The 13617-nt window shown below is 61.2% G+C and carries 12 protein-coding genes; 9 read left to right on the top strand and 3 right to left on the bottom strand.

Going from position 1 to position 13617, the window contains the following annotated elements; all coding sequences use genetic code 11:
• Window positions 1–57: 57 nt before the first annotated feature.
• From AC13QY_RS03155 to AC13QY_RS03115, 9 genes are all read left to right on the top strand, one after another.
• Window positions 58–795: a FadR/GntR family transcriptional regulator gene (locus tag AC13QY_RS03155; protein ID WP_113355829.1), complete on the top strand. Its 738-nt coding sequence runs from the start codon at window positions 58–60 to the stop codon at window positions 793–795.
• An 83-nt stretch (window positions 796–878) separates the two neighbouring features.
• Window positions 879–2387: an ABC transporter substrate-binding protein gene (locus AC13QY_RS03150; RefSeq protein ID WP_145634021.1), complete on the top strand. Its 1509-nt coding sequence runs from the start codon at window positions 879–881 to the stop codon at window positions 2385–2387.
• Between the two features lie 70 nt (window positions 2388–2457).
• The gene (locus AC13QY_RS03145) at window positions 2458–3405 is read left to right on the top strand and encodes an ABC transporter permease (protein WP_145634019.1); all 948 of its coding nucleotides are present in this window, start codon (window positions 2458–2460) and stop codon (window positions 3403–3405) included.
• A complete protein-coding gene (locus AC13QY_RS03140; RefSeq protein WP_113355826.1) occupies window positions 3402–4280 on the top strand; it encodes an ABC transporter permease in 879 nt (292 codons plus the stop codon). Before AC13QY_RS03145 ends, AC13QY_RS03140 begins: the two co-directional genes overlap by 4 nt.
• Window positions 4281–4303: 23 nt before the next feature.
• Complete coding sequence (locus AC13QY_RS03135; protein WP_145634017.1) at window positions 4304–6091, top strand: gamma-glutamyltransferase family protein; 1788 nt, start codon at window positions 4304–4306, stop codon at window positions 6089–6091.
• Window positions 6092–6096: 5 nt separating this feature from the next.
• A complete protein-coding gene (locus tag AC13QY_RS03130) occupies window positions 6097–6855 on the top strand; it encodes a DUF1028 domain-containing protein (protein WP_145634015.1) in 759 nt (252 codons plus the stop codon).
• 50 nt (window positions 6856–6905) lie between these two features.
• Complete coding sequence (locus AC13QY_RS03125) at window positions 6906–8756, top strand: ABC transporter ATP-binding protein (protein ID WP_173004575.1); 1851 nt, start codon at window positions 6906–6908, stop codon at window positions 8754–8756.
• Between the two features lie 79 nt (window positions 8757–8835).
• A complete protein-coding gene (locus AC13QY_RS03120; protein WP_145634013.1) occupies window positions 8836–9387 on the top strand; it encodes a glutathione peroxidase in 552 nt (183 codons plus the stop codon).
• A 186-nt stretch (window positions 9388–9573) separates the two neighbouring features.
• Window positions 9574–10635, top strand: coding sequence for a class I SAM-dependent methyltransferase (locus AC13QY_RS03115; protein WP_113329768.1), 1062 nt, complete (start codon window positions 9574–9576; stop codon window positions 10633–10635).
• Between the two features lie 41 nt (window positions 10636–10676).
• Here AC13QY_RS03115 and AC13QY_RS03110 read toward each other — a convergent pair whose 3' ends face one another.
• The 3 genes from AC13QY_RS03110 to AC13QY_RS03100 are packed head-to-tail and all read right to left on the bottom strand — an operon-like array spanning window position 10677 to window position 13612.
• Window positions 10677–11762 (bottom strand): ABC transporter ATP-binding protein, encoded by a 1086-nt coding sequence (locus tag AC13QY_RS03110; protein WP_113389394.1) that lies wholly within the window; start codon window positions 11760–11762, stop codon window positions 10677–10679.
• A gap of 3 nt (window positions 11763–11765) precedes the next feature.
• On the bottom strand, window positions 11766–12674 hold the full coding sequence (locus tag AC13QY_RS03105) for a carbohydrate ABC transporter permease (RefSeq protein ID WP_069614645.1): 909 nt from the start codon (window positions 12672–12674) through the stop codon (window positions 11766–11768).
• The gene (locus tag AC13QY_RS03100; RefSeq protein WP_113329766.1) at window positions 12674–13612 is read right to left on the bottom strand and encodes a carbohydrate ABC transporter permease; all 939 of its coding nucleotides are present in this window, start codon (window positions 13610–13612) and stop codon (window positions 12674–12676) included. The genes AC13QY_RS03105 and AC13QY_RS03100 overlap by 1 nt, the downstream gene beginning before the upstream one ends.
• Window positions 13613–13617 lie beyond the last annotated feature (5 nt).

Below are 13617 nucleotides of genomic sequence, written 5' to 3'. Positions count from 1 at the left end.
CGAGACGATCGAGTTCAACTTCTATTGGACCAATTCCAAATTGGTTCACCTTTCAATATGGCAATCAACAGCCTTCCGGAAAATTCGGTTCATGCCCTGGAAAGGCTCCGTGGGCTCTTGAATTCGGCCGATCTCCCGGCGGATGGAAAGCTGCCGACGGAGCGGGCTCTATCGGAGAACCTCGGCGTCAGCCGGCGAGCGATCAGGCGAGCGCTCGAGGTGCTGGAAGCCGAAGGCCACGTCTGGCGGCGCCAAGGCTCGGGAACCTATGTCGGACAGCGACCGGACGATTGGAGCCAGCATGTCAGCACGCTTGTGGCAGGCACGGATCTCATGGAGGTCATGGAAGTCCGCCTGCGTATCGAGCCGCAACTCGCCCAGCTCGCCGCCATGCGCGCCAAGCCCGACGACATCGACCGCATGTACGAACTGGCAAAGAAGATCACCGCCAGCGACGACGCCGACAGCCGCGAACTCTGGGATGGCGCGTTGCATCGGCTGATCGCGCAAAGCGCCGGCAACCAGTTCTTTTTGACCATCTTCGACGTCATCAACCATGTCCGCCAGGACGAAGCCTGGCAAACCATTCGCGAATTGGCCCGCAGCATCAACAAGACCCGCCCGGTCTCCTACGCCCAGCATAGGACGATCATCGACGCGATTGCCGCGCGCAATCCGATGAAGGCGGCCGAGGCCATGCGCGAACATTTGCTGATGCTGCAGGAAAGCCTGATCCGCATCACGTCGCTGGATGCGCAGCAAGCTGAGGAGCCACTGACCGAGGAGGTGGGCTGACCCCAAAGCCGGCCTGCCCACCACGACCGGAGAGGAAACCGGTCGAAACTGCAAAGAACGAAAACGATAAACAGGAGAACGAAATGAAGATCGCCAAATTCATGGCATCGCTTGCCGCCGGCGCCCTGATCGCGCTGCCATCTTTCGCCGTCGAACTCAAGATCGGCCTGCAGGACGATGCCGATGCGCTGGACCCAGCTCAATCCCGCACCTTCGTCGGCCGCATCGTCTATACCGCGCTCTGCGACAAGCTCGTCGACGTAACACCGGACCTGAAGTTCGTGCCGCAGCTCGCCACATCCTGGAAATGGTCCGCCGATGGCAAGCAGCTCGTCATGGAGCTGCGCCAGGGCGTGAAATTCCAGGACGGCACGCCGTTCAATGCGCAAGCTGTTGTCGACAACATCCAGCGCTATCAGACCATGCCGGAATCACGCCGCAAGAGCGAGCTTTCCTCTGTCGCCAAGGTCGAAGCATCCGGTGAATACGAAGCTACCTTCACCCTGAAGGCGCCTGATGTCACGCTGCTTGCCCAGCTTTCCGACCGCTCGGGCATGATGGTTTCGCCAACGGCTGCAAAGGCTGCCGGTGCCAAATTCGGCGACCATCCCGTCTGCTCCGGCCCCTTCAAATTCGTCGAGCGCGTGCAGCAGGACCGGATCGTGCTCGAAAAATTCCAGGATTACTGGAACAAGGACAATATCTTCATCGATAAGGTAACCTATCTGCCGATCCCCGACACAACGGTGCGTCTTGCAAACCTGCGCTCCGGCGACCTCGACATGATCGAGCGCGTGGCCGCCTCCGATGCCGGCACTGTCAAGAGCGATCCCAATCTCGTCTATGCCGACGCTGTCGGCACCGGCTGGCTTGGCGTCTACGCCAATGTCGGCAATGGCGCTCGCGCCGACAATCCAATGGGCAAGGACAAGCGCCTGCGCCAGGCCTTCTCGCTGGCAATCGACCGCGAAGCCGCCATGCAGATCGTCTTCGATGGCACCGGGCTTGCCGGCAACCAGCCTTTTGCACCGAACAGCCCCTGGTTCGACAAGGATATTCCGGTACCCGCCCGCGACGTCGACAAGGCTAAGGCTCTGGTCAAGGAAGCCGGTTTCGACCGTATCCCGGTCGAGCTCGCCGTCGCCAACAATCCCGTATCGATGCAGATGATGCAGATCATCCAGTCGATGGTTGCTGAAGCCGGCTTCGACGTGACACTGAAGACGACGGAATTCGCGACCCTGCTCGACGCGCAGTCGAGCGGCAACTACCAGCTCAGCCGATCCGACTGGTCCGGCCGCTCCGATCCGGACGGCAATATCCAGCAGTTCGTGACAACAGGCGCCGGCCTCAACGATTCCAAATACAGCAATCCGGAGGTCGACAAGCTGCTGCTTGAGGCGCGCCAGTCTCAGGACAACACCGTACGCAAGCAGAAATACGATGCGGCCGAGGCGATCCTCAGCCAGGACCTGCCGATCATCTTTCTCGGGCATCAGGCCTGGATCTGGGCCTACAATAAGAAGGTGTCCGGCTTTGTGCCCTCCCCGGACGGCATGATCCGCCTCGTAGGCGTGAAGAAAAGCGGCTGAGCTATGAGCGCCATGCGGGCTTCTTTCCGGATGGCGCTTTCACATTCGACATCGCGGCAAGGATCTGCCCATGTATAGCTATATCGGAAAGAGGCTGCTCGTCGCCATACCGACGCTTCTGATCATTTCGATCTTCGTCTTCTCGCTGCAGAAGCTTCTGCCCGGCGATCCGGTGCTAGCCATGGCAGGCGAGGAGCGCGATCCTCAGGTGCTGGAGCTGTTGCGCGAGAAATATCGCCTGAGCGACCCTGTGATCTACCAATATGGCTACTGGCTGCAGGGCGTCGCCAAGGGCGATCTCGGCGTTTCACTGCGCACCAACCAACCGGTGCTGACGCTCGTTGCCGAAAAGCTGCCGGTCACCATTCAGCTCGCCGTCATGTCGATGATCTTCGCCTTCGCCATCGGCATTCCCATGGGCATATTGGCGGCGGTGAAGAAGAATAGCTTCATCGATTTTCTCGCCAACATCATCGCCTTGTGCGGCCTGTCCGTGCCGAATTTCTGGCTCGGCATCATGCTGATCCTGCTGGTCTCGGTGAAGCTGCATTGGCTGCCGGCCTCGGGATACCAACCCTTCTTCGAAGATCCATGGCGCTCCATCCAGACGATGCTGATGCCATCCTTCGTGCTCGGCAATGCGCTTGCTGCCACCTTGATGCGCCACACGCGCTCGTCGATGCTGAGCGTGCTCAGCGCCGACTATATCCGCACTGCCCGCGCCAAGGGCCTGCCGGAGATGGCCGTCGTGCTGCAGCACAGCTTCCGCAACGCCATCCTGCCCGTTGTCACCGTCAGCGCCCTGCTGTTCGGAGAGCTCCTGGCCGGTGCCGTTCTGACCGAGCAGATATTCACCATCCCCGGCTTCGGCAAGCTGATCGTCGATGCGGTCTTCAACCGGGATTACGCCGTCGTCCAGGGCGTGGTGCTCTGCACGGCCATCGGCTTCATCGCCATGAACCTTATTGCCGATATTCTCTACGTCCTCCTCAATCCGCGCATGAGGGCAGCCCTATGAGCACCATCGTTCAGACGGCCGCTGCAGCCCCTCCCGCCAAGCGCGCTCCCAATCGGGCCTGGCGGAAGCTGAGGGCCAACAAGGGGGCCTTGGTCGGACTTGCCATCATCCTTTTCTTTACCGCACTTGCTGCGCTTGCACCGCTCCTGCCGATTCCGGACCCGGTCGCAACCAGCTGGTCTGCGATCCGCAAGGCGCCATCCGCCGCACACTGGCTCGGCAGCGACGATCTCGGCCGCGACATTCTCTCCCGCATGATCTGGGGCGCACGGGCATCGCTGATGGCCGGCGTCTTCTCGGTTGCCATCGCGGTCGCGATCGGCGTGCCCTTCGGTCTCATCTCCGGCTACTATGGCGGCTGGATCGACCAGATCATCTCGCGCATCACCGAGGCCTTCCTGGCGATGCCATTCCTTATCACCGCTATTGCGCTTGCCGCCTTCCTCGGCCCGAGCCTCACCAACGCGATGATCGCGATCGGATTGTCCGCAACGCCGGTCTTCGTGCGGCTGACGCGCGGCCAGGTGCTGGCGGTCAAGACGGAGGATTATGTCGAGGGCGCCCGCTCGATCGGTCTCACCCATTTCAGCATCATCTCCCGCTATATCCTGCCCAACGTCTTTGCTCCGATCCTCGTGCAGGCAACACTCACCATCGCGACCGCCATCATCGCCGAGGCGAGCCTCTCCTTCCTCGGGCTCGGCCAGCAGCCGCCTGCCCCTAGCTGGGGCTCGATGCTCAATGTCGCCAAGAACTATCTCGAACAGGCGCCCTGGATGGCCATGTGGCCGGGTGCCGCTATTTTTCTCGTCGTGATCGGCTTCAATCTCCTCGGCGACGGCCTGCGCGATGCGCTCGACCCGCGCGAAGCATGAATAAACTCAAAAGGATGCCCCCAATGACCGCATTCACCACCCGCCCTGAAATCCTCGGCACCTTCGGCGTCGTCACGTCGACGCACTGGATCGCATCCGCCGTCGGCATGAGCATTCTCGAAAAGGGCGGCAACGCCTTCGACGCGGCCGTTGCTACAGGCTTCGTGCTGCAGATCGTCGAGCCGCATCTCTGCGGGCCGGGCGGCGACATGCCAGCCATCCTCTATTCCAAGAAGAAGGATAAGGTCGAGGTCATCTGTGCCCAAGGCCCGGCACCGGCCGGCGCGACGATCGAGCATTACAGGCGCGAGGGGCTGAAACTGATCCCCGGCGATGGCCTGCTCGCCACCGTCATCCCCGGTGCCTTCGATGGCTGGATGCTGATGCTACGCGATTACGGCAGGCTGACCGTCCGCGACGTACTGGAACCGGCGATCCATTATGCGGAGAAAGGCCATCCAGTCCTGCCGCGCGTCTCCGCCACCATCGCAGGTCTTGCCGATTTCTACCGCAAGGAATGGCCGACCTCCTACGAGACCTGGCTGCCGGGGGGAGCTGCGCCCGAACCCTGGTCCAATTTCAGGAACCCGGTTCTTGCCGACACCTGGAAGCGTGTTGTCGCGGAAGCGGAAAGCAAGAGCGATCGCGAAGCGCAGATCGAAGCCGCTCGCGATGCCTATTACCGCGGCTTCGTCGCAGAAGCCATCGACAGCTATGTCAGCAAGACGGAGGTCATGGATGCAAGCGGCGGGCGCCACAAGGGCGTGCTGACCGCCGACGACATGGCCAACTGGCAGGCGACGGTCGAGGCGCCGCTGACCTATGATTATCACGGCTGGACGGTCGCCAAGATCGGCCCCTGGGGTCAAGGCCCCGTCTTCCTCCAGACACTGTCGCTGCTCAAGGGTTTCGATCTGGCCGGCATGGATCCCGCCGGCGCCGATTTCGTCCACACCGTGACCGAGGCCATGAAACTCGCCTTTGCCGATCGCGAGGTCTATTACGGCGACCCCAATTTCACGCGCGTACCGCTCGAAACCCTACTGTCGGACGCCTATGCCGACGAGCGCCGCCGGCTGGTTTCGTCAGAGGCGTCGCTTGCCCTGCGCCCCGGCAAGCTGCCCGGCTTTGAAAGCCAGTACGATCTTACCATGGCGATGCTCGACGCACCGGAAGCCAAGAGCGGCGCGGTCTATGAGCCCACCATGTCGCATCTTACCGAGAAGCGCGGCGACACCGTGCATATCGATGTCATCGACCGCGAAGGCAACATGATCTCGGTCACGCCATCGGGCGGCTGGCTGCAATCCTCGCCGATCATTCCTGGCCTCGGCTTCTGCCTCAATTCTCGCGCCCAGATGTTTTGGCTGCAGCCGGGTCTGCCCTCCTCGCTGGCACCGGGCAAGCGGCCACGTACGACGCTGACCCCGACAATGGCACTGCATGAAGGACGCCCGACGCTCGCTTTCGGCACGCCCGGCGGCGATCAACAGGAGCAGTGGCAGCTCTCCTTCTTCCTGCGCTATGTCCATCATGGGCTGAACCTGCAGGAAGCGATCGACAAGCCGCTGTTCCACAGCACGCATTTCCCGAGCTCCTTCTATCCGCGCACCCGCGAACCGGGTGGCCTGACGGCGGAGGCGAATTTCGGCGCTGACGTGCTCGATACGCTCCGCAAGAGAGGCCACCAGCTGACCGTCGCACCGGAGTGGACCGTGGGTCGGCTGACCGCCGCACGGCGCGACGCCGATGGCCTCTTGCGCGCAGCGGCAACACCTCGTTTGATGCAAGCCTATGCCGTTGGGAGATAGAGCCGATGACATGGTCGATCGTTGCCCGAGAACCCGAAACCGGAAATCTCGCCATCGCCGTCGCCACGCGCTTCTTTGCCGTCGGCAGCATCGTGCCGCATATTCGCGGCGGCATCGGCGCGGTTGCGACGCAGGCCTTTGCCAGCCCGCTTTACGGCATCGACGGACTTGCGATGCTGGCATCCGGGCATGCGCCCCATGAAATTCTGGAAACGCTGAGCGCCCGCGACGAAGGCCGCGAACAGCGGCAGTTTCACCTGATCGACAACAAGGGCAACAATGCCGCCTTTACCGGCGCCAGGTGTATCGATTGGGCGGGGCATCTGGTCGACGACAATGTATCGGTGGCCGGCAACATGCTGGCTGGACCGCAGGTGATTGCGGAAACGCTTGCGACCTTCAAGAAGGCCGCAGGCAAACCACTTGCGGAGCGGTTGCTCGAAGCCATGCGGGCGGGCGAAGATGCAGGCGGGGATAAGCGTGGCAAGCAATCGGCAGCACTCGTCATCCACCGTGACCAGGATTACGCTTGGCTGAACATCCGAGTCGACGACAGCGCCGATCCGCTGACCGAACTCGAGCGGCTCTACACAGTTGCGCAGGAACGCTATTTGCATGTCGCAGAAACCATGCCGACGCGGCAGAACCCCAGCGGGATGACCGACCGCCGCGAGGTCGACGAAAAGATTGCCGCGCTTGAGGCCAAGAGGATTGCCGAAGGTCGCCCTTCAGCCTCCCGTGCCACGATGGCAGTCCCATCGTGAGCAATCGCGATTGAAGCCTGACCAATGGTAAAATCATAAAAGGGAACTTCATGCCGACCGTTGCAGCGCAGATGACCAATCCACACACCCAGCCTGTTCTTTCCATCTCCAATCTCACCACGTCGTTTCTCGTCGATGGCGAGTGGCGCAAGGTCGTGAAGGACATTTCCTTCGATGTCATGCCGGGAGAGACGGTCGCCATCGTCGGCGAAAGCGGCTCCGGCAAGAGCGTGACCTCGCTCTCGATCATGCGGCTTCTTGCAAGAGCAAACAGCCGCACCGAAGGTTCGATCCGGCTAAACGGCCGCGATCTCCTGGCATTGCCGGAGGCCGAGATGCGCAAGGTGCGCGGCAAGGACGTCGCGATGATCTTCCAGGAGCCGATGACTTCACTCAATCCGATCTTCACCATCGGCCGGCAGATTTCCGAGGCGCTGACCTGCCATCGCAATATTTCCAAGGCGGAGGCAAAAGCCGAAACGATCCGCCTCCTGGAGAAAGTGCGCATCCCCAACGCGTCCTCGCGCTTCGACGAATATCCGCACCAGTTTTCCGGCGGCATGCGCCAGCGCGTGATGATCGCCATGGCGCTTGCCAGTCGCCCGAAACTCCTGATCGCCGATGAGCCGACGACCGCGCTCGACGTGACAATCCAGGGCCAGATCCTCGATCTCATCAAGGTGCTGCAGGAAGAGGAAGGCATGTCCGTCCTCTTCATCACCCACGACATGGGCGTCGTCGCCGAAATCTCGGACCGCACCATCGTCATGTATCGCGGCGAAGCGGTGGAGACCGGCAAGACCGACGATATCTTTCATCGCGGCCAGCATCCTTACACCCGCGCCCTGCTGTCAGCCGTGCCGCGCCTCGGTTCCATGAAAGATCAGCCGCAGCCGCTGCGCTTCCCGGTCGTCGACGCAAGCACTGGCGAGCGCAGCGAACCGAAGGCGCTCGCGGATACCGTCGATCACGGCAAGACACCGGTGCTCGAGGTGAAGAACCTCGTCACCCGCTTCGATCTTCGTGGCGGCCTGCTGGCCCGCCCAACGGGCGCGATCCATGCGGTCGAGAATGTCTCCTTCGATCTTGCACAAGGGGAAACGCTGTCGCTGGTCGGCGAATCCGGCTGCGGTAAGTCGACGACGGGGCGCTCCATCATGCGCCTCATCAATCCCAAATCCGGCGAGGTTCGCCTCGACGGCTATGACGTGATGAAGCTCAATACGCTAGATCTGCGCCGGATGCGCCGCAGCATCCAGATGATCTTCCAGGACCCGTTCGCGAGCCTCAATCCGCGTATGACGATCGGCGCTGCGGTTGCCGAACCCTTCATCGAGCATCGCTTGGGCACGCGCGCCGAAGCCCGGGAAAAAGCCGCCGATCTTCTGGAGCGCGTCGGGCTAAAGGCCGACATGATGAGCCGCTATCCACACGAATTCTCCGGCGGCCAGCGTCAGCGCATCTGTATTGCCCGCGCGCTTGCGCTCGATCCGAAAGTAATCGTCGCCGACGAAAGCGTCTCGGCACTCGACGTGTCGATCAAGGCGCAGGTTTGCAATCTGCTGATGGATCTGCAGCAGAGCCTCAATCTCTCCTATCTCTTCATCTCGCACGACATGGCCGTGGTCGAGCGCGTCAGCCACCGCGTCGCCGTCATGTATCTCGGCGAGATCGTCGAGATCGGCCCGCGCGCGTCGGTTTTCGAGAATCCACAGCATCCCTACACGAGGAAGCTGATGGCGGCCGTCCCGGTACCGGATCCATCCCGGCGCGGCATCCGGCGCAACCTCGCCGTCGACGAATTGAAGAGCCCGGTGCGCCCCGTCGGCTATCAGCCACCCGCGCGACACTACCGCGAAGTCTCGCAGGGCCATCTGGTTCGAATGGAGGAGGCTGCCTGACGCGCATTCTGACCTTGACGCCACCGAATTCCGGGCAAATATCGGCATCCTGTTTTCCGTCTCATCTGGAGTGAATGATATGACCGATAGCGTGCTCGATATTCCGGTAAAGAGGATCGACGGCAGCGATACGACGCTTGCCGACTATCGCGGCAAGGTCATCATGGTCGTCAATGTCGCGTCCAAATGCGGCCTGACGGTACAGTACGAAGGATTGGAAAAGCTCTATGAAGAAAAGCGCGGCGAAGGTCTGGTCATCGCCGGCTTCCCGGCCAATGATTTCAAGGGCCAGGAGCCAGGCACCGACAAAGAGATTCTGGACTTCTGCACGCTGACCTACGACGTGCAGTTCCCGATGTTCTCCAAGATCGCAGTGACTGGCGACGAGCGTCATCCGCTGTACGACAGCCTGATCGCATCCGGCGTCGAGACCATCGGCGACGGTCCGATGCGTGCCCGCCTCGCCGATCGCGGCCTGCACACCGGCGACAATGGCGGCATCGTCTGGAACTTCGAGAAATTCCTGATTGGCCGCGACGGCAAGGTTGCCGCGCGCTTTGCGCCCGACGTAACCGCCGACGATCCGCGCCTGCTCTCAGTTCTGGAAAAGGAGCTGGCGCGCGCCAACTGAGGCGTGAGCTCTCTTTTGGACCTCCAAAAATAACACATCACATCAATAGGTTGCGCTACTTTTCAGGGCGAGGGCCTGGCGTGTTCAGCCGGATGGCGTAATTGCCTGCCCTCCAGCCTGGGAGTATCTTTCCCTATCCGAATACATCGTGACGGAACGCTGCATCAATTCTGATGGGAGGATGTCATGCGCGAACCTGATATGCAGAAACTCGATACCCTTGTCGGGCGCTTGGTCGGCGATCTCGGCGCGGCGGTCTCAGGCGTGTTGGTAACGCTCGGAGACCATTTGGGCCTGTTCAAGGCCATGGCTGACGGAACGCCAAGGACTTCGGCCGATTTGGCCGACAAAGTCGGTGTGAAAGAACGCTATGTGCGCGAATGGCTGTCAGCTCAGGCAGCCGCCGACTATGTCAGTTATGACGATAAGACCGAGCGCTTCTACCTGACGCCGGAACAGGCAATGGTATTTGCGGAGGAAGACAGCCCTGCCTTTTTCGCCGGCGCTTTCGATGTCGTTCAATCCATGTGGATCGACGAGCCGAAGGTCGTCAACGCCTTCAAGACCGGCAGCGGCCTTGGTTGGCATGAGCACAGCACCTGCCTGTTTCGCGGCACGGAACGCTTCTTCCGGACAGGCTACAACAGCCATCTCGTTTCGGAATGGATACCGGCGCTCGACGGCATGCAGGAAAAGCTCGAGGCCGGCGCGATCGTCGCCGATGTCGGCTGCGGCCACGGCGCCTCGACCATCCTGATGGCAGAAGCCTATCCGAACTCGACTTTCTTCGGCTTCGACTACCATCTCCCGTCCATCGAACGAGCGAAAGCTGCGGCGCAGGAAGCGGGCGTTGCGGGCCGTATCACGTTCGAACAGGCGACCGCCAAGGACTTCCCGGCTGCCGACTACGATCTTGTGGCGATGTTCGATTGCCTGCACGACATGGGCGATCCCGTCGGTGCCGGCAAACATATTAAGGAAACCCTCGCCGATGACGGCACCTGGATGATCGTCGAGCCCTTCGCCCATGATTGCCTGAAGGACAATCTCAACCCCGTCGGCCGCGTCTACTACGGGGCTTCAACGATGATCTGTACGCCAGCCTCGCTGTCGCAGGAGGTCGGGCTTGGTCTGGGCGCGCAGGCTGGCGAGCTGAAACTGCGCAAGGTTGCCATGGATGCGGGCTATTCGCATTTCCGCAAGGCGACTGAAACGCCGTTCAACATGATCTTCGAAGTCAGGGCATGAAGATTGTGCCGCACGCTTCGTCCAACGCGCGGCACCGCATCTTATAGACGCTGCCCGTCTTCCCCGAACAACGACGCGAGCGCCGGCTGAAAATAAACCGGCTGCTCGGTGTCGAGTGCGACATCCTCATCGGCATCGATCCGCACCGACAGTGTTTCGCCGCCGACCTGGCCCCAGATCAGATTGTCCGAGCCCATGGGCTCGACGATGGTGAACGTCGCCGGCAGGCTGGCAGCCCGCCCGCTCGCGGGCCGGAACTGCATTTGCTCGGGCCGAACGCCAAGTGTCGCCTTGCGGCCCTCGCCCGGCGTGCCGGAAAACTCGTAGCCGTTGAGGTCGATCGCGCGGCCATCCGGCAACATGAACGCCGGCATGCCGCCATTGCTCGCCACCTGCCCCGACAGGAAGTTCATCGATGGCGAGCCGACGAAGCCTGCCACGAAGCGATTGACCGGACGGCGATAGATCTCCTTCGGCGTGGCGAATTGCTGGATGACGCCGCCGCTCATGACGGCGATGCGATCGGCGAGCGTCAACGCCTCGATCTGGTCATGCGTCACGTAGATCATGGTGGAACCGAGGCCGCTATGCAGGCGCTTCAGCTCGACACGCAGCTCGGTTCTGAGCTTGGCGTCAAGGTTGGAGAGCGGCTCGTCGAACAGGAAGACGTCGACGTCACGCACCAGCGCACGGCCAATGGCGACACGCTGGCGCTGGCCGCCGGAAAGCTCCCCCGGTCGCCGTTTGCGCAAGGGGTCGATCTGCAGGATCTGCACGGCGCGGTCGACACGCTCGGCAATCTCCTCCTTCGCCATGCCCGCAATGCGCAGCCCGAAGGAGAGATTTCCTTCGACGGTCATCGTCGGGTAAAGCGCATAGGACTGGAACACCATGCCGATGCCGCGGTCCTTCGGTTCCTCCCAGGTGACGTTCCTGTCGCCGATCCAGATCTGGCCGTCCGTGATATCGGTCAGCCCGGCAATGGCGTTGAGCAAGGTCGACTTGCCGCAGCCGGAGGGGCCGAGGAGTACGATGAACTCGCCGGATTGTATCTCAAGATTGAGCGATTTCAGGACGCTGACGCTGCCGAAATCGATTGCAAGTTCGCGAATGGAAACATTGGCCATGAACTATCCCTTGACTGCGCCGGCGGTGATACCGCGCACGAACCAGCGGCCCGAGCCGAAATAGACGATCAACGGAACCAGGGCGGTGAGGATGGTCGCCGCCATGTTGACGTTGTAGAGCTTCTCACCCTGGGTGGAGTTGACAATGTTGTTGAGCTGCACGGTCATGGGGAAGTTTTCTCGGCCGGCGAAGACGACGCCGAAGAGGAAATCGTTCCAAATGCCGGTCACCTGCAGGATCGCCGCGACCACCAGGATCGGGATCGACATCGGGATCATCAGCCGGAAGAAGATCTGCCACAGCCCCGCGCCGTCGATGCGAGCTGCCTTGAAGAGCTCCATCGGCAGGCTCGAATAATAGTTGCGGAAAAGCAGCGTCAGCACCGGCAGACCGAAGACTGTGTGGGTGATGATGATGCAGGGCAACGTCGAATAGATGCCCACGTCGCGATAGATCAGAACCAGCGGATAGATGAACACCTGGTACGGTATGAAGGCGCCGAGCAGCAGGATGGCAAAGAGCACGTTTGCCCCTTTGACCCGCCAGAAGGATAGCGCATAGCCGGTCAGCGACGAGATCAGGATCGACAAAATCATGCTCGGGATCAGGATCTTCACCGAATTCCAGAAGCCGACGCTGATGCCGCCGCATTCCAGTCCGGTGCAGGCCGTGCTCCACGCCTGTATCCAGGCATCCGCAGTCCACATTTGCGGAAAGGCGAAGATATTGCCCTGACGGATCTCCGGCATGGATTTGAACGAGGTGACAAGCATCACATAGAGCGGCAGCAGGAAGAACAGGGCCGCGATGACGAGAAAGAGATAAAGGCCGATGCGTCCTGGGGTCAGATGCTGCGGCTTGCGGCCGGTCGGACCCTGCATGGCACCAGTGACGGAAGATGGCGTCGTCATCAGTTCCCCCTCGGCTTTTCACGGAAATATTCATAATAGAGCCAGGGCGTCACCAGGATAACCACCGTGATGAACATCACGGTCGATGCTCCGGTTGCAAGGCCGATATTGCCGCGCCCGAAGAGGTAATCCATGATGAATTTCCCGGGCACTTCGGTCGCGATACCCGGACCGCCGCCGGTCGTCGCCAGAACCAGTTCGTAAACCCTCACAACCGCAATCGCCAGAAGAACGCTGGCGGTGATGATGGTCGGTCTCAGGATCGGGATGACGATATGCAGGTAAACGCGCCAGCTCGGTATGCCGTCGATGCGGGTCGCCTTCCACAATTCCCGGTCGACGCCGCGCAGGCCCGCAAGCATGATCGCCATGACGAGGCCGGAAGATTGCCAGACACCGGCAAGCACGATGACGTAGAGCGCGAGATCGCTCTGGACGATCCAGTCGAAGCGGAACCAGGTGAAGCCGACACTGTCGGCAACCTTTTGCAGGCCGAGCGTCGGATTCATGATCCACTGCCAGACCAGCCCGGTGACGATGAAGGACATGGCAAAGGGATAGAGGAAGATCGTCCGGAAGGTGTTTTCGAAACGGACCTTCTGATCGAGCGCGACGGCGAGAAGAAAGCCGAGGATCAGACAGCCGGCAATGAAGAGAATGCCGAAGACGACGACGTTCTGCAGCGACAGCAGCCAGCGCGCCGTCGAAAACAACCGCTCATACTGCTTCGTGCCGACGAAAGTGTTGACCGGCAGCACCTTGCTGTCCGTGAACGATATCCAGATGTTCCAGACGACGGTGACGACATAGGCCAGAAGCACGATGGCGAAGGCTGGAAACAGGGCCACGTAGGGCGAAAAATGTATCCTCCTGCGGCTGACGCTCGCAGGTGCGACAGCCGCTTTTGCAGCAGTGGCGCTCGTATTGGGGCTGCTCATGGACG

This window comes from Martinezella sp. CNPSo 3795, assembly GCF_057784475.1.
Note: the sequence above shows the minus strand (reverse complement) of the source record. Positions and strands in the feature narration are given on the sequence as shown.

Coding starts and splice junctions, on each gene's coding strand:
- AC13QY_RS03155 (WP_113355829.1), top strand. CDS start 58: ATGGCAATCAACAGCCTTCCGGAAAATTCGGTTCATGCCCTGGAAAGG.
- AC13QY_RS03150 (WP_145634021.1), top strand. CDS start 879: ATGAAGATCGCCAAATTCATGGCATCGCTTGCCGCCGGCGCCCTGATC.
- AC13QY_RS03145 (WP_145634019.1), top strand. CDS start 2,458: ATGTATAGCTATATCGGAAAGAGGCTGCTCGTCGCCATACCGACGCTT.
- AC13QY_RS03140 (WP_113355826.1), top strand. CDS start 3,402: ATGAGCACCATCGTTCAGACGGCCGCTGCAGCCCCTCCCGCCAAGCGC.
- AC13QY_RS03135 (WP_145634017.1), top strand. CDS start 4,304: ATGACCGCATTCACCACCCGCCCTGAAATCCTCGGCACCTTCGGCGTC.
- AC13QY_RS03130 (WP_145634015.1), top strand. CDS start 6,097: ATGACATGGTCGATCGTTGCCCGAGAACCCGAAACCGGAAATCTCGCC.
- AC13QY_RS03125 (WP_173004575.1), top strand. CDS start 6,906: ATGCCGACCGTTGCAGCGCAGATGACCAATCCACACACCCAGCCTGTT.
- AC13QY_RS03120 (WP_145634013.1), top strand. CDS start 8,836: ATGACCGATAGCGTGCTCGATATTCCGGTAAAGAGGATCGACGGCAGC.
- AC13QY_RS03115 (WP_113329768.1), top strand. CDS start 9,574: ATGCGCGAACCTGATATGCAGAAACTCGATACCCTTGTCGGGCGCTTG.
- AC13QY_RS03110 (WP_113389394.1), bottom strand. CDS start 11,762: ATGGCCAATGTTTCCATTCGCGAACTTGCAATCGATTTCGGCAGCGTC.
- AC13QY_RS03105 (WP_069614645.1), bottom strand. CDS start 12,674: ATGACGACGCCATCTTCCGTCACTGGTGCCATGCAGGGTCCGACCGGC.
- AC13QY_RS03100 (WP_113329766.1), bottom strand. CDS start 13,612: ATGAGCAGCCCCAATACGAGCGCCACTGCTGCAAAAGCGGCTGTCGCA.